Source organism: Bacillus cereus group sp. BfR-BA-01331, assembly GCF_022663915.1.
GTDB classification, from domain to species: Bacteria; Bacillota; Bacilli; order Bacillales; family Bacillaceae_G; genus Bacillus_A; species Bacillus_A mycoides.
On sequence record NZ_JAKUGJ010000001.1, the window covers coordinates 294,184 to 316,441 of the forward strand.

Below are 22,258 nucleotides of genomic sequence, written 5' to 3' on the forward strand. Positions count from 1 at the left end.
GTTAATTCCCCCTAATTCCAATGTGTTATATAGAATATAAGGTAATAAAACCTATAAGTCAACTGGGGAATTGCGGGATTAAAAAAAAGATGGCAATTTGCCATCTCTTAATGCCCAGCTCCAGGGACAAGTAAAAATGTTGTGTACCATGTAAATCCGATGAAGAAAACGGTTAAATATGCCCCGAATACGTATATATACATACGCTCTGTTAATTTTAAATAACTTAAAAGTACGAAGAATCCTGTTTGTCCTAAAAATAGTAGTGCGGTCGAATGCATATCCCCTACGTAAAACATAACCGAGAAAATTCCAGTCCAAAAGCCGAGAACGCGAAACATGCGCTCCATGCCATCTCCCTCCTTTTCTAAAAAAAGTAAAACCTCTTTTCATTATAGTTTATTTTTCTAACTATTGTAAATATTCATTCATATAAAAAAGAAGCCAATTATAATATTGACTTCTTCTTAGTTGAAAAACTAAATTTGAACTTTATAGTTACAAGATTTGCAGCCATCTAGTAGACTATCGTTTCGAGTTAATTCTACGTTCGGGAATAAGATTTCAAAAATCCCTTTCATCATATCTCCGTGCATGTTACAAATTTCAGTTGGATGATGCACAGCAACTTCTTTAAACGGACAATTGTGTACATCATAGAAAATTTTTGTGCCATCCGTACTTATTTCAAAAGCAGGAGATAAACCAGCTGTTGAGAATGCTTCTTTTGCGATTTGCATTTTTTGTTCTACCGTCAATGCTTCTGCACTTACATTTAAGCGATGCATATGCTGTTGCATTAATTCTTTGCCGAAGTGTTTTCCTGTTTCATATAGCGCTTTTTCACCGGCGCTACCTAAGCTTAGTAGTGAATTAAATGCTATCTGTGCTAATAATTGATAATCGCGAAATGGGAATTGTAACTGGATGACATCTTGAGACAAGACGTATAGTCTGCTTGGTCTGCCGCCTTTCCCAGTTTTTTTTGTTTCTGATTTGAGCATATTAACATCTTCTAATTTAGATAAATGTAAACGCGCTACGTTTGGATGAATGTTAAACTCATCTGCAATTTCTTGTACAGTTACGTAATTATGCTTTTGCGAAATATATTTATAAATGTAATAACGAGTAGGGTCAGATAACACACCTGTAATTTTTAAAGCTTGTTCCATGAGGATCTCCACCTTTATCACTTTATCCAAGATATTAACATTATAATACAGATAAACTTCTATATAGGTAATTTCAGACAATAGTTCAGAAATTGTTCATAATTTCACAAACATATTTTTCCTTTTTATCTTAGTGAAAATACAAAATCTCTAATTTTTCTTGAGCATTTTTTCATGATATATACATAGTGAGGAGGGAAACTTGATGAATAGTGTCGAGCTTTTTGCAAATATGATTATGAAAGAAGCTTGTGGGGTGCAAGCATCAGACTTACATATTGTGCCCAGGCAAAAGGATGTGGCGATTCAATTACGTATAGGGAAAGATTTAATTACGAAACGGTGTATTGGAAAGGAATTTGGAGAAAAGCTTGTTTCGCACTTTAAGTTTTTAGCATCAATGGATATAGGAGAGAGGAGAAAGCCTCAAAATGGTTCGTTGTACTTACAAATTGATGGACAAGAAGTGTATTTACGCCTTTCAACACTTCCAACAGTATATCAAGAAAGTCTCGTTATTCGCCTCCATTTACAAGCATCTGCTCAGCCGTTGTCTCACCTTTCGTTATTTCCAAGTTCAGCGGAAAAATTACTCTCTTTTTTAAAGCATTCGCATGGGTTACTCGTATTTACTGGGCCGACTGGTTCTGGAAAAACAACAACAATGTATGCGTTATTAGAAGTAGCTAGAAAATGGCAAACACGTCGCATCATTACACTGGAAGATCCAGTTGAGCAAAGAAAAGACGGTTTATTACAAATTCAAATAAATGAAAAAGCTGGTATCACATATAAAACGGGATTAAAGGCTATTTTGCGTCATGATCCAGATATTATTTTAGTTGGCGAAATTCGTGATGAAGAAACAGCAAAAGTAGCTGTAAGGGCCAGTTTGACGGGACATTTAGTAATGACAACCTTGCATACAAATGATGCGAAAGGAGCGATACTACGATTTATGGATTATGGTATTACAAGGCAAGAAATTGAACAATCATTATTAGCAGTAGCTGCTCAGCGGCTCGTCGAATTAAAATGTCCATTTTGCAGAGGGAAGTGTGCAACTTTATGTAAATCAATGAGGAAAGTGAGACAGGCAAGCATTTATGAACTGTTATATGGATATGAATTAAAACAAGCGATTAAAGAAGCAAGTGGAGAACATGTTACGTATCACTATAAAACGTTGGAATCGTCGGTTCGAAAAGGGTATGCTTTAGGCTTTTTAGAAGAAGATGTATATGTTTAAGAGAAAATGGAGTTTAAGTGATCAAGCATTATTATGTAAAAGATTAAGTGATTTATTAGAGAAAGGTTACTCACTTTTGCAGGCGTTAGAATTTTTGCAGTTGCAACTACCATTAGGGAAGAAATTACAGTTACAGCGTATGATCGAGGGATTGAAAAATGGACAAAGTTTGCACGCTTCTTTTCACCAATTAATGTTTCACTCTGAGATGTTAAGTTATTTGTTTTATGCAGAGCGACATGGTGACATTTCTTTTGCTTTGCAACAAGGGAGCGTACTTCTTTACAAGAAAGATAAATATAGGAAAGATATGATGAAAGTAATGCGATATCCTATGTTTTTATCATTTTTTTTAATGATTATGCTTTCTATTTTTAACCTCATTTTATTGCCTCAGTTTGAAATGATGTATAGTTCTTTACGTTCTACAGCACCACCACTTACGGAGCAAATTTTAGTTGCAATTAAATTATTGCCCTACTTCATTTATATGATTGTTTTTATCGTTATAACGGGATTTAGTTTATATATATTTTATTTCCGAAAACTTCCGCCTACTCAAAAGGTAAAGATTATGATCCGTATTCCCCTTATGAAAACATTTCTTATTTTAAATCATTCGCATTATTTTTCCACTCAATTAAGTGGTTTATTACACGGTGGATTGTCGGTACACGAAGCATTAACAATAATGATGAAGCAAAAGTATCATCCGTTCTTTCAGTATGAAGCAGACCGAATTGAGCGGCAATTAATTGCAGGAGAACCGTTACAATCTATTATTGATAAAAGCGGTTATTACGAGAAAGAACTTTCTTATATTATTACGCATGGACAAGCAAACGGTAATTTAGCAAATGAGCTTGGTGATTACAGTGAGCTCATTATTGAAAAAGTAGAACAAAAAATTAAACGTATGTTATTTGTGATTCAACCCATTTTATTTACATGTCTTGGGGTTATAGTCATTTTGATGTACTTAGCGATGATTATGCCGATGTTTCAAATGATGAATTCTATATAGGGGGCATTTACATGCAGAATGAGGAGGGTTTTACTCTTTTAGAAATGTTATTAGTTATGGTTGTCATAACTGTATTATTACTATTAATTATTCCAAATGTAGTTACACAGCGCTCATCCGTCCAAGGAAAAGGATGTGCAGCCTATGTGAAATCTATAGAAGCACAAATACAAGCATATCACTTGCAACATAATAAGATTCCATCAATAGAGGAACTTGAAACAGGAAAGTATATTACTTCAAAAACTTGCCCGAAAGGTGAACCAATCCATATTTCCGATGATGGTACGGTATCAGCTGGGAAATCGTGAAGCAAAAAGGTTTTACTCTTTTAGAAATGCTACTTGTCTTATTTGCTATTTCTGTACTGAGTGTTGTTACGCATTTTAACGTTACTTCATTACATGAAAAACAAAAAGTTGAGCAGTTTTTGAAACAGTTTTCAAATGATATTTTGTATATGCAGCAGTTAGCGATTAAGCGTCAAAAACATTATACGTTACGCTGGTTTAAAGAGAAACATATGTATTATATTTCGGAATCGGAGACAGCCCTTTTAATTGCTAAGGGAGAATATGATAAAGATGTCCAAATTGATCTGCATACCTTTCCAAATCCAATGACATATAATCCGAGCGGGAATATTAATAGGGGTGGTACGATTTTACTTTCCTATCGAGGGTATAAATATGAGATTGTATTTCAGCTTGGAAGAGGGAGATTTACGTATCGTGAAGTGTCAAAAAGGATCAGTAATGGTTGAAATGGTTGTAGCGTTAAGTTTAATAATGATGGCGGCATCGTTATTGCTCCCGCAAACATTATTAATTATGCAAGAAAGAAAAAATATAAAAATGAGCTATAAAGCATTAATATTATTAAAAAAAGAAGCGGCCTTATTTAAGTATGAGAATGAGGAAAAGCGAGTAAAAGAGCAAGTCATAAAAGGAAGTGTATATTACACATATTGGAGAGGAGATGAAGTTTGTACGATGTGGAAAGATATGAGAGGAAAAGCGATGGAGCAATGCCTTTATGCAAAGGGAAAATAAAAAAGAAGCGGGATTTACATTAATAGAAATGATTGCATGTTTGTTACTTTTATCAATGTTCTTTTTACTTTTACCGCGTCTTCATATTATGGGGATAGAAAATACACATTCAAAAGGATTAAATGACTGGGAGTGGGATGTGTTTTTAGGACAAATGCAATTAGAGTTTCGTGAAGTATCAAGTGGGAGGAAGATAGCACTAGAAAACGGTGGGAATATTTTACGCTTCCAACTTCGTAATGGTGATCAGGTGACGTATGAAAAGTTGAATAGTAATTTAATAAGAAAAGTAAATATGCGCGGAAGGGAATTTATATTACAAAGGATTGAAGCGATTTCGTATAAATTAACACCTCATTTGTTATATATATATGTGAAAGATATAAGTGGTGAAATATATGAAGGCGTGGCTGTGCGCTATAGTGAAATTGAGATAGAAACATGAGAAAACAAGATGGATTTGCAATGCCAGGAACAATTATTTTTCTTATTTTATTCATTTCTTTTTTGATGTACGAAACGAATATGTTACTTTCGGATAAAAAATTTTATTCTGAAATAGAACAAAGTTTTTTCATGGAGGAACTTGTTGATCGCGCTATTTCAGATATAAAAAGAGAGTTACAGCAAAAAGAAAAAGAGGATGTTTTTTTATTTCAGTATGAAAGAGGAGAAGTGAGTGGAAAGTACGTCTTTGAAAATGATGTTATTATCATTTCGTTGCAATGTGTTACAAAACAGAGAGTTTTCTATACAGTGAGCTTTCACTATAGGAAAAAGGATAATAAAATATTTGATTGGGTAGAAGGATAGTGTGTAAAATACGTGGGAGAGAACCACTAATTCCTATTGTGGAGTGAGTTAATTTCTGTGAGGGAAGGGATAAAACGATGGTCAAAAGTTTAAATTTTCTCAAAAAAGAGAAAGGTAGAAAGAATATGATATATTCATGCTATCCAATCATTTTTTTCTAGGGAGATAAGGAAATGACAAACAACAATCAAATAGGTGAAAATAAGGAACAAACTATTTTTGATCATAAAGGAAATACGATTATGACAGAGGATAGGGAAATACAAATTATTTCAAAATTCGAAGAACCTCTTATTGTCGTATTAGCAAATGTATTAAGTGATGAAGAGTGCGACGAATTAATTGAATTGTCTAAAAGTAAGATGGAACGTTCTAAAGTTGGTTCATCACGTGATGTAAATGATATTCGAACGAGTAGTGGTGCATTTTTGGAAGAGAATGAACTAACTTCGAAGATTGAAAAACGAATTTCATCTATCACGAATGTTCCTGTAGCGCATGGAGAAGGATTGCACATTTTAAATTATGAAGTAGATCAAGAATATAAAGCGCACTATGATTATTTTGCGGAACATAGTAGATCAGCTGCTAATAATCGTATAAGCACTCTTGTGATGTACTTAAATGATGTAGAAGAAGGCGGAGAAACATTCTTTCCGAAATTAAATCTTTCTGTACACCCTAGAAAGGGAATGGCAGTATACTTTGAGTACTTTTATCAAGATCAATCACTAAATGAGCTTACGTTACATGGAGGAGCACCTGTAACGAAAGGTGAGAAATGGATTGCAACGCAGTGGGTGAGAAGAGGTACTTATAAGTAAAAGCGAGTATGTTACGTTTTGTTCTTCATTTTACAAGAAGAACAAAACGTTTTTTTATTAAATAAAGTAACATCTTTCGTTATAATAACAAATAATAACGGATGATTGAGAGGAACGAAAATGAAATCTATATACATAACCGGCTATATGGGAGTCGGGAAAACAACAATTGGAAAAGCGTTAAGTAAAGAACTCCATATGGAAGTTGTAGATACAGATCAAAAAATCGAAGAGCAGAAAGAGAAAGCGATTCGGTATATTTTTGCAGAAGAAGGCGAAATGGCTTTTCGCGAATATGAAAGTGAAATGTTACGTTCACTACCGGTTCAGAATGTAATTATTACAACTGGTGGAGGGATTATTGAACGAGCGGAAAATCGAAAGTGGATGAAGGAAAATGGAACTGTCGTGTATTTATATTGTGATCCACATGTAATTGCAGAAAGGCTTCGTGAAGATACGACACGTCCACTATTTCAGAAGAAAGATATAGATGCATTTGTGATGAAATTTGAATCGCGCCGAGCTCATTATGAAGAGGCTCATATTCATATCGATACGACGAATAAATCGGTAAAACAAATTATGAATGAATTAAAGCAAAAGATTAATGAATAAAAAAGTGGACATACTAATCAAGTAGAGGTGATGATAATATGTCTACTAATGATTATGTACGCTTTGTGACACAGCAATTTGTGTCATATATGGATGCTCCAAAAGAGGATCGAAAACAACAGAAACAACAACGTCGTGCGGAGAAAGAGCCATTCTTAAATAAATGGTTTGGTGTTATGCCACTGAGCGCTGCTTTGTTTTATCGAAATGTAAAAAATAAAAGAAAAAAATCAAGCTAACTTTTTCGTAATATGTTTAGCAAAACAAAAATCCCCTAGTATAACAAGATGCTAGGGGATTTTTGTTTATTGCACAGACTCTTTTTCCTCAGTAACCGCATGTATTTTATTGTTTACCCATACAAATCCAATTCCGATACAAATAGAAATCCCCCAGCCAACAGCGGTCATAATAGCTCTCATTTCACCATATCCATCTACACCGAAAACAGAGATGAAATAGATTTTCAAGAAGCTTTTTAATATAAATTGAAGGCCGAAAAATAGTGTTAAATATTGCAGTGCTGGATATATACGACTATCATGATAAAGCTCACGGCTTTTATCACGATCATGACCTTGCAGTGCTGCGATATCAGCTGCGAAATATAACATGAGTGGTTTTTTTATAAAGATTGTACATATAACGATGCAGCCAAGTACGATATGATAATATGCATCATTCCATAGCATTCGTTCAGCCGACCCAGATATTAAGTCTACCGCTGTATTAGAAATAAGTGTAATTAAAATAAAGAACCCTGTAACGTTAAGCTGTTTTTCTTTTTTAAAGGTATACAGTGTATAAATAATCCCCGGAACAGAGGAAATTAACATTGCGTAATAAGGATCGATATAAGGTTTTGCAAATTTCCAAATGAGGAATGGGAATACGAGATAAAAGACAAGATCTAATATAGCTTTTTTATTTTGATTCATACATGGCCTCCTTAAGTCATACATATATTTTATAATATAATTTCTGAAAATTGTATAAGGTTAATGAAAAAAAGAAAAGTAGATGATTAGTAGATTAAAAAATTGCCCCTAGCGTAGTAAGTTTTTTTAGTATATAATAAAGGAAACGCTTTCATTTTTGGTTTGTTCACAAAATGGACGGAAAATCACATATTTACTATTGATATGTTGCTTTATAATGAAACCAATTAAATATACATGCATACAATATTGTGAAATAAATAACATAAATAATCTATATAAATGTAAACGTTATCAAAGAGAGAGGTGGAGACAATGAGTAAATTTTTCTTCAATCATAATCCAGCAACATTAGAGGATGGAAGACTTGTTAAGTATGCTGAAATTATTTATGGAGAAGGTGGCCGTTCTGTATTAGAAAATTTAATGGTGAAGGCATCTATCAGATTGCGTGATCGTTATCCGAATAAATCTGACGAACAGATCTCGAACCTCGTAAATCAAGGCATCCATGATATGTTTCAAAAATACGTGAATGAGTAAGAGCAGCTACTGGCTGCTCTTATTTTTTTGTATAAGGATTGTGCCTCTAGCTGAAAATAAAGATGCATTTTGAAACATGCAAAAAGGAGGCGAAAAAGATGAGTAATGGAATTGGTCGTTCAAAAGAGAATCTTCCAACTGATGCAAACCATGTAAGTGCAAAGGATCGTGCATATCAGAAACGTATGACAGAGAAAAAACAGCAAGAGCGCAATGAAGATAGAGAATAGGCTGGGAACATATTTTAAAAGAAGCTCCTTCAATCTGAAGGAGCTTTCTTTAAGATAGAAAATGATTTGCGGTAACATAAAAGAGACCACCGTTTATAATTTGTATTGTAATGCGTGGTTCGTATTGTTCTTGTAATGCTTGTTTTTCAATTTCATAGCTTTCTGGAAGTTCATCGCTATCTTCGTAAAATCGATTTAAAAGGTCTAAATCGTGATTCCAACGCACTCTCGCTTCTTTTGCCCACGTGTGGTCATCTTCAGCGATTATACTTTTTAAAGCATCCTCTATACGTTGTAAGCCACTTTGTGGCTTAATGATAGGTGAGAGGGTAAAACAAAAGTCAGGTATTTTCGGTGTGAGTTTGATCTCTGCTAAAGTGTCATGAAAGTTTGCAATCATTGTCCCGGAAATAAGATGAATACCGATGGAATGAAGTATGTCTTTTTTTCGGTCGCATTGATAAGATACTTTTATATTTACACCAAGCCAAGGATGAAGGGGGGTATGAGTTGCCCCGCTATGTTTCACTTCCTCATATAAACGTATGTATGAACCTAGTTCTTTTGTTGTTTCAAATATTTGATGCAAACGTGGTGAACCGTAATGAATAAGTTCACCGTCGTTTTCTTCGTTTTCCGGATTTGTAATAAGAGTAAGGCGCATCGGGTTCGGAACGCCTCCTGTTTTTTCAAGATAGTGCCAATAGAAAGGGCGGTTCATTAATAATTTATCCATTTCAATTGTTAACTGCACGTCTAATAGGTGAGGGGAACGTTCTAAAATTTCGCAGTTATTCGCCTCAAAAAAGTTATATAAGTAATTATGAATTTCATTTTGCTGCATAGTCTTGCACCTCTGCTTCATTGCGCTTCGCAAAATCGATAATAGATGTTAAATTTTCCATCTTGATTCGAATTTCACCTTCGCTTTTTGACTGAGCGAAAATTTCTTGAATATGCGCATCAATATTTTTCATGTTGATTCTCGTTAAAATTTCATCGAGTTCACCGATTACACGTTCAAATAAATTAATTTTTTCATATAGTAGTTTTAAAATGTGCTCTTCAACAGTATGCTTTGTTGCTAAGTTATAAATATGAACATCATTTTTTTGTCCAAGACGGTGAATACGTCCAATCCTTTGCTCGAGTCGCATTGGATTCCACGGTAAGTCGTAATTAATCATATGGCTACAAAATTGTAAGTTAATTCCTTCACCACCAGCTTCGGTCGCAATTAATACTTGGGCATGATTTTGGAAAAGCTCCTTCATCCAATCTTTCTTCCCGCGCTTAAATCCACCGCGAAATGGAACAGAGGAAATGCCATGTTGTTGTAAGAACCATTGTAAATACATTTGTGAAGCTCTATATTCAGTGAAAATAATGACTTTATCGTCAACTTCTTTTATAAGCTCTAGTGCTTTATTTGCTTTGGAGTTGAACGGAATATGATTAATTTTGTCCATCAGCACATCAATATGTGGGTCCTTTATGTAGTGCTCATTTTCTTTCTGTCTTTTTTCTACATGTTTTTTTAATGAATAGTAAACAGCTTCACGACTACTACATGCTTCCCGTTTTAAAGTTAAGGATGAGAAAGCAGATGTGACGGCATCTTGTCCACGCCAATTTTCAATTTCATTATACAAAGCTTGTTCTTCTTCATTGAATTCAACGAAGATTGTTCGTACATGCCTCTTCGGCCAATCAATGCCAGTGTTATTGCGTCTATTTCGAACCATTACTTTATTGATAAGAGCTTTTAAATCTTCATCGGATTCAGTGGAACGATTTTTGGAAGCGTAATATTCTTCAAAATTAGATTGATTGCCTAAATGACCTGGTTTTAATAAAGAAACGAGGTTGAAGATTTCATCGATTTTATTTTGAACAGGAGTTGCAGTTAGTAATAAACAAAACTTCTTTTTTAATCGCTGTGCAAATTCATAGTTTTTTGTTTTATTATTTTTTAGTTTATGTGCTTCATCGATAATAATAAGGTCATACTCTAGGTTTAAAACGATATCGCGATGCGGTGAACGTTTCGCAGTATCGATTGATGAAACGATGACATCAGCTTGTTCCCAAGAATAACTTTTCTTTTGAGCGACCGCAGGAATAAAAAATTTTGTGTTTAGTTCATACGCCCATTGAGATACGAGAGAAGCTGGAACGAGAATGAGTACCTTTTTTACAAGTCCTCGAACCATATATTCTTTTAAAATAAGTCCAGCTTCAATCGTTTTTCCAAGTCCGACTTCGTCTGCTAGAATCGCTTTACCATTCATTTGTTCAATGACATTTTGAGCGACCTCTAATTGATGTGGAAGCGGAGTGAAATGTGATAAATGTTTCGGTGCTTGCAATCCATCAAAAGTAGGGACGAGTAACGATTTCTCTGTTTTATAAGCTAAATGATATAAATCCCAATTTGTCCAAGGACCATCTTCATCAATTCTTTTTAAAAAATTATTTTGCCACGTTCGATCTACGGAAATATCGACATTCATTAAGACTCTCCCACCTTTTATAAACTAAAGTGATTATTAAAAAAATCTTTATTATAAGCCTTGTAATAAGGCGCTATCACAATTACTAAAAGTTAAAGAATAGACAACGATAAAGGTCTAAATCTTAAAAGTTGTATTTAATATGATTAAGAATAAAAAATTCTAAATTATTTTTTATGCTAGAATATTGATGAAATATAGCGAATGATGTTAGGATAATGGTGTGAAATGTGTGGAATCTTTCGTATTTTATCCAAGAAAGTAACTTTTTATTTACGCTTTCATAAAAAAATATAGTGAGATTCCGTATAACCTTATCTTTTCAGAATGAAAATGTTTAGATATGGGAAGCAACTTTTATTGATTTGTCAGAGCATAAGGGGGAAAGAGCATGATTACATTACAACGTACACCGTTATTTGATGTATACGCGAAGTATGGTGGGAAAACAGTCGACTTCGGTGGTTGGGAATTACCGGTTCAATTTTCAAGCATTAAAGAGGAACATGAAGCTGTACGTACAGGAGCAGGTTTGTTCGATGTATCTCATATGGGAGAAGTAGAGGTAAAAGGTGTAGATAGTTTAGCATTTTTACAACGTGTTGTTACAAATGACGTATCTACCTTAAAGGTAGGGGGCGCACAATATACAGCTATGTGCTATGAAAATGGTGGCACAGTAGATGATTTATTAATCTACAAACGTGGTGAAGAAGACTATTTATTAGTAATCAATGCATCAAATATCGAGAAAGATTACGAATGGTTAGCTAGCCATGTAATTGGCGATGCGAAAGTAGTCAATGTTTCTAGTGAAGTTGCGCAGCTTGCAATTCAAGGACCAAAAGCAGAAGGCATTTTACAAAAAGTTGTGTCAGAAGATTTGAAAGAAATTAAGTTCTTTAAATTTAAAAATAATATTCTTGTAGATGGAATTCCTGCACTTGTATCTCGTACAGGTTACACAGGTGAAGATGGATTCGAAATTTACTGTAAGAGTGAAGATGCAGCAAAACTTTGGGAGAAACTTCTTGAAGTGGGAGCAGAAGAGGGCTTAAAACCATGTGGCTTAGGTGCTCGTGATACACTTCGCTTCGAAGCAACACTTCCGTTATACGGACAGGAGTTATCAAAAGATATTACACCGATTGAAGCGGGAATTGGCTTTGCGGTAAAACCAAATAAAGAAGCAGATTTCTTTGGAAAAGAAACGTTAAAAGAGCAAAAAGAAAACGGTGCATCTCGTAAATTAGTCGGCATCGAAGTAATCGAACGCGGTATTCCTCGTACGCATTACCCTGTATTTATAGGAGAAGAAAAAATCGGGGAAGTAACGAGTGGTACACAATCTCCAACGTTAAAGAAAAGCATTGGTTTAGCACTAATTGATGTAAAATACGCAGCAGTTGATACAGAAGTAGAAATTGAAATTCGTAATAAACGCGTCAAAGCAGTAGTTGTTCCAACACCATTTTATAAACGTTCAAAGTAACGGGGAGAGGGGTAGATTTCATGTTGCATCGTTATCTTCCAATGACAGAAGAAGACAAAAAAGAAATGTTACAAACGATCGGCGTTCAAACGATCGACGAATTATTCTCTGATATTCCAGAGAGTGTTCGTTTTAAAGGGGATTTAAAAATTAAAGAAGCAAAATCAGAGCCAGAGCTTTTAAAAGAGTTATCTCAAATGGCTAGTAAAAATGCTAATTTAAAAGAATATGCTTCTTTCTTAGGAGCAGGTGTATACGATCATTACGCTCCAGTAATTGTTGATCATGTTATTTCTCGTTCAGAGTTTTATACAGCTTACACACCATACCAACCAGAAATTTCACAAGGGGAATTACAAGCAATTTTTGAATTCCAAACAATGATTTGTGAATTAACAGGAATGGATGTAGCAAACTCTTCTATGTATGACGGAGGTACAGCTTTAGCTGAAGCGGCAATGCTAGCAGCTGGTCATACTCGCAAAAAGAAAATTCTTGTATCTAAGGCAGTTCATCCAGAATCAAGAGCGGTACTTGAAACATATGCAAAAGGTCAAAATCTTGAAGTTGTTGAAATTGATCATAAAAACGGTGTAACAGATTTAGAAGTATTACAAAGTGAAGTAGATGATACAGTTGCTTGTGTAATCGTTCAATATCCAAACTTCTTCGGACAAGTGGAAAAGTTAGCTGATATCGAAAAAATCGTTCATCAACAAAAATCATTATTTATCGTTTCTTCAAATCCATTATCATTAGGCGCATTAACACCGCCAGGAAAATTCGGTGCTGATGTTGTAATCGGTGATGCACAACCATTCGGTATCCCAACGCAGTTTGGTGGACCGCACTGTGGTTACTTTGCAACAACGAAAGCATTTATGCGTAAAATTCCAGGACGTCTTGTCGGACAAACTGTAGATTCAGATGGTAAACGTGGATTTGTATTAACGTTACAAGCACGTGAACAGCATATTCGCCGTGATAAAGCGACGTCTAACATTTGTTCAAACCAAGCGTTAAATGCATTAGCAGCTTCTGTTGCAATGACGGCACTTGGCAAACAAGGTGTAAAAGAAATGGCACGTCAAAACATTTCTAAAGCACAATATGCAAAACGTCAATTCGAAGCGAAAGGCTTCACTGTAACGTTCGCTGGACCATTCTTTAATGAATTTGTTGTAGATTGCAAACGTCCAGTTAAAGAAATAAATGATGTATTAATACAAAAGAATATTATCGGTGGTTACGACCTAGGCCGTGATTATAAAGAGCATGAAAATCATATGCTTGTAGCAGTAACAGAGCTTCGTACAAAAGAGGAAATTGACACACTTGTAAACGAAATGGGGGCTATCCAATGAAGAACCAAGACCAAGCACTTATTTTTGAAGTGACTAAAGAAGGACGCGTAGGATATAGCTTACCCAAATTAGATGTAGAAGAAGTAAAATTAGAAGATGTGTTTGAGAGTGATTATATTCGAGTAGAAGATGCAGAGCTTCCAGAAGTATCTGAACTTGATATTATGCGCCATTACACAGCGCTTTCAAACCGTAACCACGGTGTGGATTCAGGATTCTATCCACTTGGGTCTTGTACGATGAAGTATAATCCTAAAATTAATGAAAACGTAGCTCGTTTCGCAGGATTTGCAAATATTCATCCACTTCAAGATGAAAAGACAGTGCAAGGTGCAATGGAATTAATGTATGACTTACAAGAACATTTAATTGAAATCACAGGTATGGATACTGTTACGTTACAACCAGCAGCTGGTGCACACGGAGAATGGACAGGATTAATGTTGATTCGTGCATATCATGAAGCGAACGGTGACTTTAACCGTACGAAAGTAATTGTTCCTGACTCTGCTCACGGAACAAACCCGGCGTCTGCAACAGTAGCTGGTTTTGAAACAATTACGGTGAAATCAAATGAACATGGTCTTGTTGACTTAGATGATTTAAAACGTGTTGTAAACGAAGAAACAGCAGCACTTATGTTAACAAATCCAAATACATTAGGCCTATTCGAAGAAAATATTTTAGAAATGGCAGAAATCGTCCATAACGCAGGCGGTAAATTATACTATGATGGTGCAAACTTAAATGCAGTATTAAGCCAAGCGCGCCCAGGAGATATGGGATTTGACGTTGTTCATTTAAACCTTCATAAAACATTTACAGGTCCGCATGGCGGCGGTGGTCCAGGTTCTGGTCCAGTAGGTGTGAAAGCTGATTTAATTCCGTACTTACCAAAACCGATTTTAGAGAAAACAGAAAGTGGCTATCATTTCAACTATGATCGTCCAGAAGCAATTGGGCGCGTAAAACCATTCTATGGTAACTTCGGAATTAATGTTCGTGCATACACATATATTCGTTCTATGGGCCCAGATGGCTTGCGTGCAGTAACTGAGTATGCTGTATTAAATGCGAACTATATGATGAGAAGATTAGCACCATTCTATGATCTTCCGTTCGATAGACATTGCAAGCATGAATTTGTATTATCTGGTCGTCGTCAAAAGAAACTTGGTGTACGTACATTAGATATTGCAAAACGTCTGCTTGATTTCGGTTACCATCCACCAACAATTTACTTCCCATTAAATGTGGAAGAATGTATTATGATTGAGCCAACAGAAACAGAATCAAAAGAAACATTAGATGGTTTCATTGATAAGATGATTCAAATTGCTAAAGAGGTAGAAGAAAATCCAGAAGTTGTACAAGAAGCACCACATACAACAGTAATAAAACGTTTAGATGAAACATTGGCTGCTCGTAAACCAGTTTTACGTTATGAAAAGCTAGCACCTGTACAAGTGTGATTGGAAAAAAAGAACTCGCTACATGCGGGTTCTTTTTTTTTGCAAAATTGGTGTGGCTAGAATGAAAAAATGTTGAAAATTTATATTTTTTGTTTCATATTGCTGTAAAGGTGCGGTTTTATAGGTGTTTTTGTTGAAAAAGTCGGTTTGATAAAAGTATTTATTTTTGTTAGAATTTTATTGAAATTAAGAAGATGTGATGAGGTAGAAATTACTCATTTTTATGTATATGTGAAAAAACGAGCAAGACGGGGGTGGAAGCGTGGGATATCGATGTTATAGAATGGTATACCATTTAGAAAATGGAGAAACAATTAAAGATGTAAAAGAATTTTGTTACCGAGACCAAGGGAAAGTGTTAGAAAGAGTAGCGCACCGTGTAATGGATAATAGAGAAGTGACAGCGATTGATAAACAAGGAACAATCATTTCAATAGCGTGTGAGGACATTGTAAAGGTAGAACTTGATTACATAACAGAAAGTTAACCTTGAGTCATATCAAATTATTCGATACAATATACTGTTGAATGGTGAAGAGAGAAGAGAGGAGTTTATCATGGGTAATACAAGACACTTTTATATGTTTATTTTAGCGTTTGTTCTTGTTGTGGCGTTAACGATTTATTTAATTGTTGATAGCAGCTGGTACAATACAGTTCATCCAGCATTCCTTCTTTTTATGTATGTAGGAATTGCGGTTGTTAGTTTCGGAATGAGAGACGAAATGTTAGATCGCTTTGAAAAGTGATACATATACGAAAGACCAACAGGAAAATGTTGGTCTTTTTTTCTTGCCAAAAATAGGATGTTGTGTATATACTGTGTATACAAGATATATACAGTATATACACACACTGGAGGAAAACATGAATATTATTATTTCGAATTCTTCCCAAGACCCTATTTATGTGCAAATAAGAAAACAATTAAGCCAGCTTATTTTAAATGGTGGTTTAAAGGGTGGAGACCAATTACCGTCTATTCGTAGCTTAGCGAAGGAATTACAAATTAGTGTAATTACAACGAAGCGTGCATACGAGGAGCTTGAAAAAGAAGGATATATAGAAACTGTTGCTGGGAAGGGGACATATGTTTCACGTAAAAATAATGAACTATTAAAAGAACAGCGGCTACGTCTATTGGAAAGTAAAGTGGAAGAGATTGTGAATGAAAGTAAAGTGTTGCAGCTTTCACTGGAAGAGTTGCAACAGATGATTGCGTGTTTATACAAGGGGGAATAAGAGATGTTAGAGCTAAAAAACGTTTGTAAAACTTATCAAGATTTCTCAGTGAAAAATGTAAGTTTTACATTGCCACGTGGATATATTATGGGATTTATCGGACCGAATGGAGCTGGAAAAAGTACGACGATCAAAATGATTATGAATTTAATCAGAAAAGAGAGCGGTGATATAAAAATTTTTGGTAAGGACAATAAGAAAGCCGAAAAGGAAATAAAACAAAATATCGGTTTTGTATATGATGAAAATCATTATTACGAAGATTTAACGTGTGAGCAAATGAAACGGATTATTGCACCGTTATATAAAAAGTGGGACGAAAAGCAGTATCAATCGTATATGCAGAGATTACAAGTTCCAACGTATAAAAAGATTAAAGAGTTATCCAAAGGGATGAAAATGAAATTTGCGATTGCAATCGCACTTTCACACCATGCGGAATTCATTATTATGGATGAACCAACAGCAGGATTAGATCCAGTTGTCCGAAGTGAATTACTTGATATGTTGCAAGAAATTGTAATGGAAGATGAAGTATCTGTATTATTCTCAACCCACATTACAACGGATTTAGAACGTATTGCAGATTATATTACGTTTATCAACGATGGAGAAATTATATTTACTGGTGAAAAAGATGAATTAATGGAGAACTACGTAATCGTAAAGGGAAGCAATGATTTATTAGATCGAGAAGGAAAAGAACTATTTGTTGGATTACGAAAAAATAAATTTGGTTTCGAAGGTTTAGCAAAGGAAAAACAAGCAATTATCGATTGGTTTGGAAATGAGGTTGTAATAGAAAAGCCTACATTAGACGATATCATCGTTTACACTGCGAAAGGGAGAGGTGCCTATGCGTCAGCTAATCTATAAAGATTTGTTCTTTTTTCGGGTAACGTGGTTAGTGAATTTTGTTATGCCTCTTTTGTTATTTATGTTAGAGCCAAGTGGTGAATTGTTATTTCCGATGAGTTGTTTATTTATAACCCTTTCCTCGGTTATGACGTTAATCTTTATGGATGAAAGGAATAAAAGTGACATTGTTATAAATAGTTTACCGGTAAGCCGAAAGGATATCATCATTGCTAGATATATTTCCTGTGCAATATTCATTGTTGGTGGCATACTCTCTACGATGTTAGTTGTTTTTCTTATAAGAGGCATTGTGGTCATTGGTGATATCGGTGCCTATCATCCTAATCTATACATTGAAATTCCATGGTATGAAGTAATAAATGGAGCTGTTTACGCCTTGTTTTTTGTTGTGATACTTTTCCCTAGTTATTACGGTACAAAATCGAAGGTAGTAAGAAGTATAGTATCAGCAGCATCAATGGGAGTGGGTGTAATTTTTTGGATGTTTATTAGCGATGGGCTGAATGAAACAGCACCTTCATTCATTGAGTGGATTATGAATCCTATGCATATTGGTGTATTTATAGTTGGATTCATTACATTAGTGAGTATTTACATTGCTTCTATGTTTCTTACAATTAAAATTTATGAAACGCGTGATTTATAGAGAGGAGAATTCAGATGCAACAGTTGATTTTGAAGGAGTTTTTCTTACAGAAGAAGATGTTTCCTTTCTATTTTTTAATACCCATTTTATCTATTTTTAAGAATTCCGTCGAACCAATGGGGATTGCAATAGGATTATTTATAACATGTAGTACGATTATATATATTTCTTTTTATTATGACGAGAAAAGTAAAGCAGAAAAAGTATTAGTGAGTTTGCCTATAACAAGAGAAGAGATAGTTATAGCTAAATATATTTCAAGCACATTATTTATTATGGTTGGTTTGAGTGCAACTTTTATAGTCGTAATATTAAAAAATATTTTGTTAGACAGGGATATAGTTATGCCTGGATATGCAGTGTTTTCAGCAATAGTAGCAACTTTAATTTATTGTGTAGTAACGATACCTACTAATTACATTGGAGGATATAAAGCTATTACTGTCTTGAATGTGATTATGATTTTTCCTTTAATGGGTATGATTGGCCTTATGTGCAATATTTTTGGTGATGAAATAATTATGTTAAAAGTACTCCACTCTCAAGAGGCTACACTAGCAATGAGTGTTCTTGGTATCGGAGTGTTAGTAAGTATAGTCATATCAATGTTTCTCTCAATGAAAATGTTTCAGGAGGCAGAGTTATAGAAGGGACATTTTCATATTAGGAGGGTAAAACATGATCAAGCAATTAGTCTTAAAAGATATAGTGTTGCAAAGAAAGTTAGGGTTTGCGTATCTTATATGTTTGTTTTTCCTTGCTATTGTTGATTTTCGTAGTGATAGCTTCCTTATGACGATTAGCTTATCTATACCTTTTCTTGGCATGGTACTGTCAATGAGTTATGAGGGGAAAAATAAAAGTGAAATAATAGTAAATAGTTTACCGTTACAACGTAAAGAAATTGTCATAGCAAAATACATATTTGTAAGTATTTTAGTTGCGTTAGGGGGGATTCTCTCACTTGTGGTTGGTTTGATTCAGTTACAAAATGAACATATAACTGGATTTATGCTGTGGGGAGAAATTCTCGGAGGTATAACAGGTGGGCTTGTTTGTAGCATAATTGTACTTCCGATTGAATTCTCAGTAGGGTATAACAGTGCAAAACAAATTGCTCCTTTTATCGGAATAGCATTTGGGTATTTAAGTGGACTGATTGTAAGTAACGTATGGTTAGATGTAGAGAATGCTTGGAGCACGAGTTTAGTAGTAAATATTTGTTTTATAGCAGGGCTGCTTCTTTTATATATCATGTCTATGTTATTCTCAATTAATTTGTATAGTGAGCGTGATTTGTAAGAGAGAGGAGAATAGTGTTGAAACAACTAATTTTAAAAGATTTCATCATTCAATGGAAATTTTTAATGTGGTGCATACTGTATCCTGTTTTCTTTTATATGGCTTTAACAGATACGGAAAATCTGTTCATAATTATGTCAGTAATTATTACAATTGGGGCAACAGTAAAAACATTTGAAGCAGATAGTAAAGATGAGAGTGAAATTATAGTAAATAGTTTGCCAATATTGAGAAAACGAATTGTGTATGCGAAATATATAGTAGCAATTATTATTCTTTTTATAAGCGTAACGGTCGGTTGTTTCACGATGGGAATGAAGAATTGGGTTAACCTATTTGAATTTATTGAAACGACAATGGTTGCTAGTATTAGCTTTATTTTAGTGTATTTAAGCTTTGTTTTACCGATATCGTTTTGGCTAGGGTATAAAAAAACTATTTTTATTACGATAGTAATAATCATGGCGCCGATTGTTATTTTAGAAACTTTGTTTCAAATCAACCTGGAACAAATTCAACTATACAACAGCGTGTTATTCGTTAGTTCAATTTGCATGTTCATAGTATCTATCTTCGTTTCAGTGAAACTGTATGAGAAGAGAGAATTTTAAAAGGTGCCTCATAAAAGGCACCTTCTTCAATAACGGCAATACGAGAGCAAAAGTTTATAAACAGAAAGGCTATTAGGCACATCTTTCGGAGTATGTAATATAAAGCTGAAAACGATAACGAAAATGAGAAAGAGGAAAAATAAAAACAGGATTTGTTTATGTATAGAATTCTGCATACTATCCACTCCTTTTTTAGGTAGTATGTCCAAAGGAAAGAAGGGTATGAAAAATTTAGGAGGGAGAATGATGAACAAAAGAAAATGGTTATATAGAATAGGGGTACTTTTATTTTCAAGTGGTCTCATATTAGCAAATTTTTACTCAGATATACCATCGCCATTTCCTAATTTGCATAAAGGGATTGGTATAAGTATTGTCATAGCTGGTCTGCTTTGTCTGATCGCATCAAATTTCTATAGAAAATCTGAATGAATATAAAGTGAAACTTTAATCAGTGGGGGTTTTGTCCATCCCCACTGATTATTAGCCCACACCAATCGGGCGTTTACGAGCAGCCCGACTCCCACCTAACTCCCTCGCATTCGCCGAATTTTGAGGTGGGGGTCTTACTGCCCGCGAATAGCGGGATAAAAAAAGGACAGTTACTTCTTTTCAGAAGAACTGTCCTTTTTAAATAACTTGTTCCATAGCTTGGCGATACTCCATATAATCACGATTGTAATGGAGGCAATAATTGACCAAGCGATAGATGCAATTTCAAGTGCCATGTTAGGAAGGAATGTAAGAATGGATAATACTTTATGAAACAGCCATTCTATTATATGAAAACTTATTTGTAATAGAATGACGATCCCGAGTGTAATCCATGCTAAGATTTGTTTTCCTTTTTCTTTCCACATGACATTCACCTCACGTTAGCCTAATAATTTTAAGCCAACAGCGCCGCACAGAATGCAGCTTAAGAAGGCAAGGCGACGCCAATCCGCTGACTCGCGGAAAATAAGAATACCGAGAAGTGCACTTCCGGCAGTTCCGATTCCAGTCCAAATTGCGTAAGCAGTTCCCATCGGTAATGTGTTCATTGCAAGAGATAAGAAGAAGAAGCTTACGCCAAAGTTAGCGATTAAAATAACTTTTGGTGCCCAGCCTTTCTTTTCAGTGGCTACTTTCATAAAGAGTACACCAACAATTTCACAAATACCAGCTAGAATTAAAAATACCCAAGCCATTTTATGCGGCCTCCTTCGCTTCTTTTTCTTCTGTTACTCGTTTTAAACCAATTACTCCGAAGAAGATTAAACCGATTAATAAAACTTTTACGATAGAGAAAGGTTCTCCGAAGATGAAAATCTCTGTAAGAACGATTCCACCAGCTCCAATTCCTGTAAAGACTGCGTATACAGTGCCGACAGGTAAATCTTTATATGCTCTAAATAATAAGACGAAACTAATTGTAATTAATAGAGCAACACCAGCCCATTCAAGTGGTGCCTCCGCTTTTTTAAGTCCAATAACCCAAAAAATTTCAATAATACCAGCTATGATTACATAAATCCATGCCATATGTCATTTCTCCTTCCTACCAGTCGTTAGGTAAAGGGCTTAAAAACGACGCATTGCAAAGGAGCAATCCGTCAGTTTGAAAGTCCGCGCCAAAATACTTTCCAAGAAGCTTCTAAACGTGTCTCAAAACGATTTAAACCTGCGTATAGTAGTTCAACCATAAGGCCGTCAAGTAAGCATAAAAAAGCCTCCAAAGCGTCTTTTACTTCAATGTTATGCAGTTCATCTTGTTCGCTTGCTCTTTTAAACACAGGGAATAAAAGTTTTCCGACATTTTCAATGTGTACATTCGCTTTATCAATAATTTGTTCGCGAAATGCATCCGGCGGAAAATAAGAAGTTCGTAACCAAAACATTGATTCTTCACTTTCACCAAATCGTTTTGCATAACCTTTTAACAGATTTACTAGCAATTCTTCAGTAGACGATTTTGAAAAATTTTCGATATCGTCAGTGAAGCTTTGTAAATCTTTTTGAAGAGCGGATTCTAAGCATGTAAAATATAGCTCTTCTTTTCCTTTAAAGTGTGCGTAAATCGATGGTTTTTTAATCCCAACTTCTTGAGCAATATTTGCTAATGAAGTTCCTTCGTAGCCGTAGCGTGCGAAATGAGAAAGTGCTACAGCTTTAATGCGGTTTGCTGTCATTTTCATCCCCTACCTACCGTTCGTTAGGTTCATTATATGAGATGGAAAATATAAAGTCAATAGGGGAAGAGCTGAAAAAGAGCGCAATAGGTAACGCTCT

34 protein-coding genes are annotated in these 22,258 nt (G+C 34.9%); 24 read left to right on the top strand and 10 right to left on the bottom strand.

Annotation, left to right across the window (positions count from 1 at the left end; translation table 11 throughout):
* Positions 1–107 precede the first annotated feature (107 nt).
* A complete protein-coding gene (locus MR155_RS01460) occupies positions 108–350 on the bottom strand; it encodes a DUF2626 domain-containing protein (protein ID WP_002015110.1) in 243 nt (80 codons plus the stop codon).
* A gap of 129 nt (positions 351–479) precedes the next feature.
* Positions 480–1,175 carry a helix-turn-helix transcriptional regulator gene (locus MR155_RS01465; protein ID WP_242307651.1) on the bottom strand — a complete coding sequence of 232 codons (696 nt, stop codon included), beginning with the start codon at positions 1,173–1,175 and terminating at the stop codon, positions 480–482.
* Between the two features lie 205 nt (positions 1,176–1,380).
* Here MR155_RS01465 and comGA point away from each other — a divergent pair, with 205 nt between their 5' ends.
* From comGA to MR155_RS01515, 10 genes are all read left to right on the top strand, one after another.
* Positions 1,381–2,424: a competence type IV pilus ATPase ComGA gene (gene comGA, locus MR155_RS01470; RefSeq protein WP_201038877.1), complete on the top strand. Its 1,044-nt coding sequence runs from the start codon at positions 1,381–1,383 to the stop codon at positions 2,422–2,424.
* Positions 2,411–3,448 (top strand): competence type IV pilus assembly protein ComGB, encoded by a 1,038-nt coding sequence (gene comGB, locus MR155_RS01475; protein ID WP_277958599.1) that lies wholly within the window; start codon positions 2,411–2,413, stop codon positions 3,446–3,448. The genes comGA and comGB overlap by 14 nt, the downstream gene beginning before the upstream one ends.
* Positions 3,449–3,459: 11 nt before the next feature.
* On the top strand, positions 3,460–3,759 hold the full coding sequence (gene comGC, locus MR155_RS01480) for a competence type IV pilus major pilin ComGC (protein ID WP_002088623.1): 300 nt from the start codon (positions 3,460–3,462) through the stop codon (positions 3,757–3,759).
* Entirely contained in the window at positions 3,756–4,211 is a 456-nt protein-coding gene (gene comGD / locus MR155_RS01485; RefSeq protein WP_002165074.1) for a competence type IV pilus minor pilin ComGD, read from the top strand. Before comGC ends, comGD begins: the two co-directional genes overlap by 4 nt.
* On the top strand, positions 4,204–4,500 hold the full coding sequence (locus tag MR155_RS01490) for a type II secretion system protein (RefSeq protein WP_242308248.1): 297 nt from the start codon (positions 4,204–4,206) through the stop codon (positions 4,498–4,500). Before comGD ends, MR155_RS01490 begins: the two co-directional genes overlap by 8 nt.
* Positions 4,484–4,945 (top strand): competence type IV pilus minor pilin ComGF, encoded by a 462-nt coding sequence (gene comGF, locus MR155_RS01495; protein ID WP_242307655.1) that lies wholly within the window; start codon positions 4,484–4,486, stop codon positions 4,943–4,945. The genes MR155_RS01490 and comGF overlap by 17 nt, the downstream gene beginning before the upstream one ends.
* A complete protein-coding gene (gene comGG / locus MR155_RS01500) occupies positions 4,942–5,313 on the top strand; it encodes a competence type IV pilus minor pilin ComGG (RefSeq protein WP_242307657.1) in 372 nt (123 codons plus the stop codon). Before comGF ends, comGG begins: the two co-directional genes overlap by 4 nt.
* A 173-nt stretch (positions 5,314–5,486) precedes the next feature.
* Positions 5,487–6,137, top strand: coding sequence for a 2OG-Fe(II) oxygenase (locus tag MR155_RS01505; RefSeq protein WP_002131210.1), 651 nt, complete (start codon positions 5,487–5,489; stop codon positions 6,135–6,137).
* 120 nt (positions 6,138–6,257) lie between these two features.
* Entirely contained in the window at positions 6,258–6,755 is a 498-nt protein-coding gene (locus MR155_RS01510; RefSeq protein ID WP_242307660.1) for a shikimate kinase, read from the top strand.
* A 38-nt stretch (positions 6,756–6,793) separates the two neighbouring features.
* On the top strand, positions 6,794–6,994 hold the full coding sequence (locus MR155_RS01515; protein WP_002015009.1) for a YqzE family protein: 201 nt from the start codon (positions 6,794–6,796) through the stop codon (positions 6,992–6,994).
* Between the two features lie 66 nt (positions 6,995–7,060).
* Here the strand turns inward: MR155_RS01515 and MR155_RS01520 are convergent, their stop codons facing one another.
* Both MR155_RS01520 and MR155_RS01525 read right to left on the bottom strand, forming a co-directional pair.
* On the bottom strand, positions 7,061–7,693 hold the full coding sequence (locus MR155_RS01520) for a VC0807 family protein (RefSeq protein WP_219303531.1): 633 nt from the start codon (positions 7,691–7,693) through the stop codon (positions 7,061–7,063).
* A 126-nt stretch (positions 7,694–7,819) separates the two neighbouring features.
* Positions 7,820–7,936, bottom strand: a complete 117-nt coding sequence (locus tag MR155_RS01525) for a GTP pyrophosphokinase (RefSeq protein ID WP_080019198.1) — start codon at positions 7,934–7,936, stop codon at positions 7,820–7,822.
* 72 nt (positions 7,937–8,008) lie between these two features.
* Between MR155_RS01525 and MR155_RS01530 the strand changes: the two genes are divergently transcribed.
* Together MR155_RS01530 and MR155_RS31750 are read left to right on the top strand one after the other, a co-directional pair.
* Complete coding sequence (locus MR155_RS01530) at positions 8,009–8,236, top strand: hypothetical protein (protein ID WP_000032698.1); 228 nt, start codon at positions 8,009–8,011, stop codon at positions 8,234–8,236.
* Positions 8,237–8,334: 98 nt separating this feature from the next.
* The gene (locus tag MR155_RS31750) at positions 8,335–8,466 is read left to right on the top strand and encodes a hypothetical protein (protein ID WP_002088613.1); all 132 of its coding nucleotides are present in this window, start codon (positions 8,335–8,337) and stop codon (positions 8,464–8,466) included.
* 49 nt (positions 8,467–8,515) lie between these two features.
* On the opposite strand, the gene MR155_RS01535 is transcribed toward MR155_RS31750, so the two are convergent.
* Together MR155_RS01535 and MR155_RS01540 are read right to left on the bottom strand one after the other, a co-directional pair.
* Entirely contained in the window at positions 8,516–9,310 is a 795-nt protein-coding gene (locus MR155_RS01535) for a YqhG family protein (protein WP_002088611.1), read from the bottom strand.
* Positions 9,297–10,979 (bottom strand): DEAD/DEAH box helicase, encoded by a 1,683-nt coding sequence (locus MR155_RS01540; protein ID WP_002015016.1) that lies wholly within the window; start codon positions 10,977–10,979, stop codon positions 9,297–9,299. Before MR155_RS01540 ends, MR155_RS01535 begins: the two co-directional genes overlap by 14 nt.
* Before the next feature lie 391 nt (positions 10,980–11,370).
* Between MR155_RS01540 and gcvT the strand changes: the two genes are divergently transcribed.
* The 12 genes from gcvT (at position 11,371) to MR155_RS01600 (ending at position 20,419) form a co-directional block, all read left to right on the top strand.
* Complete coding sequence (gcvT, locus tag MR155_RS01545) at positions 11,371–12,471, top strand: glycine cleavage system aminomethyltransferase GcvT (protein ID WP_002034013.1); 1,101 nt, start codon at positions 11,371–11,373, stop codon at positions 12,469–12,471.
* A gap of 20 nt (positions 12,472–12,491) precedes the next feature.
* Complete coding sequence (gcvPA, locus tag MR155_RS01550; protein WP_113935573.1) at positions 12,492–13,835, top strand: aminomethyl-transferring glycine dehydrogenase subunit 1; 1,344 nt, start codon at positions 12,492–12,494, stop codon at positions 13,833–13,835.
* A complete protein-coding gene (gene gcvPB, locus MR155_RS01555) occupies positions 13,832–15,307 on the top strand; it encodes an aminomethyl-transferring glycine dehydrogenase subunit 2 (RefSeq protein WP_219303530.1) in 1,476 nt (491 codons plus the stop codon). Before gcvPA ends, gcvPB begins: the two co-directional genes overlap by 4 nt.
* Before the next feature lie 283 nt (positions 15,308–15,590).
* Positions 15,591–15,794, top strand: coding sequence for a DUF3929 family protein (locus MR155_RS01560; protein ID WP_000262495.1), 204 nt, complete (start codon positions 15,591–15,593; stop codon positions 15,792–15,794).
* A 70-nt stretch (positions 15,795–15,864) separates the two neighbouring features.
* Positions 15,865–16,056 (top strand): hypothetical protein, encoded by a 192-nt coding sequence (locus tag MR155_RS01565; RefSeq protein WP_002088608.1) that lies wholly within the window; start codon positions 15,865–15,867, stop codon positions 16,054–16,056.
* Positions 16,057–16,174: 118 nt separating this feature from the next.
* Complete coding sequence (locus MR155_RS01570) at positions 16,175–16,549, top strand: GntR family transcriptional regulator (RefSeq protein ID WP_002190660.1); 375 nt, start codon at positions 16,175–16,177, stop codon at positions 16,547–16,549.
* Between the two features lie 3 nt (positions 16,550–16,552).
* Positions 16,553–17,425: an ABC transporter ATP-binding protein gene (locus tag MR155_RS01575; RefSeq protein WP_242307663.1), complete on the top strand. Its 873-nt coding sequence runs from the start codon at positions 16,553–16,555 to the stop codon at positions 17,423–17,425.
* The gene (locus MR155_RS01580; protein ID WP_242307665.1) at positions 17,406–18,074 is read left to right on the top strand and encodes an ABC-2 transporter permease; all 669 of its coding nucleotides are present in this window, start codon (positions 17,406–17,408) and stop codon (positions 18,072–18,074) included. Before MR155_RS01575 ends, MR155_RS01580 begins: the two co-directional genes overlap by 20 nt.
* Positions 18,075–18,088: 14 nt before the next feature.
* Positions 18,089–18,721 (top strand): ABC-2 transporter permease, encoded by a 633-nt coding sequence (locus MR155_RS01585; RefSeq protein ID WP_242307670.1) that lies wholly within the window; start codon positions 18,089–18,091, stop codon positions 18,719–18,721.
* A gap of 31 nt (positions 18,722–18,752) precedes the next feature.
* A complete protein-coding gene (locus MR155_RS01590; protein WP_242307675.1) occupies positions 18,753–19,376 on the top strand; it encodes an ABC-2 transporter permease in 624 nt (207 codons plus the stop codon).
* A 14-nt stretch (positions 19,377–19,390) separates the two neighbouring features.
* Complete coding sequence (locus MR155_RS01595; RefSeq protein ID WP_242307677.1) at positions 19,391–19,987, top strand: ABC-2 transporter permease; 597 nt, start codon at positions 19,391–19,393, stop codon at positions 19,985–19,987.
* A 246-nt stretch (positions 19,988–20,233) separates the two neighbouring features.
* On the top strand, positions 20,234–20,419 hold the full coding sequence (locus MR155_RS01600; RefSeq protein WP_215600701.1) for a hypothetical protein: 186 nt from the start codon (positions 20,234–20,236) through the stop codon (positions 20,417–20,419).
* A 170-nt stretch (positions 20,420–20,589) separates the two neighbouring features.
* On the opposite strand, the gene MR155_RS01605 is transcribed toward MR155_RS01600, so the two are convergent.
* The 4 genes from MR155_RS01605 to MR155_RS01620 all read right to left on the bottom strand — a co-directional run bounded on the left by MR155_RS01605 (position 20,590) and on the right by MR155_RS01620 (position 22,164).
* Positions 20,590–20,847, bottom strand: coding sequence for a DUF3975 family protein (locus MR155_RS01605; RefSeq protein ID WP_002143117.1), 258 nt, complete (start codon positions 20,845–20,847; stop codon positions 20,590–20,592).
* Positions 20,848–20,862: 15 nt separating this feature from the next.
* Positions 20,863–21,177 carry a DMT family transporter gene (locus tag MR155_RS01610; RefSeq protein ID WP_002015033.1) on the bottom strand — a complete coding sequence of 105 codons (315 nt, stop codon included), beginning with the start codon at positions 21,175–21,177 and terminating at the stop codon, positions 20,863–20,865.
* A gap of 1 nt (position 21,178) precedes the next feature.
* Positions 21,179–21,511 (bottom strand): DMT family transporter, encoded by a 333-nt coding sequence (locus MR155_RS01615; protein ID WP_000312339.1) that lies wholly within the window; start codon positions 21,509–21,511, stop codon positions 21,179–21,181.
* A 71-nt stretch (positions 21,512–21,582) separates the two neighbouring features.
* Complete coding sequence (locus MR155_RS01620) at positions 21,583–22,164, bottom strand: TetR/AcrR family transcriptional regulator (protein ID WP_002034003.1); 582 nt, start codon at positions 22,162–22,164, stop codon at positions 21,583–21,585.
* Positions 22,165–22,258: the final 94 nt, after the last annotated feature.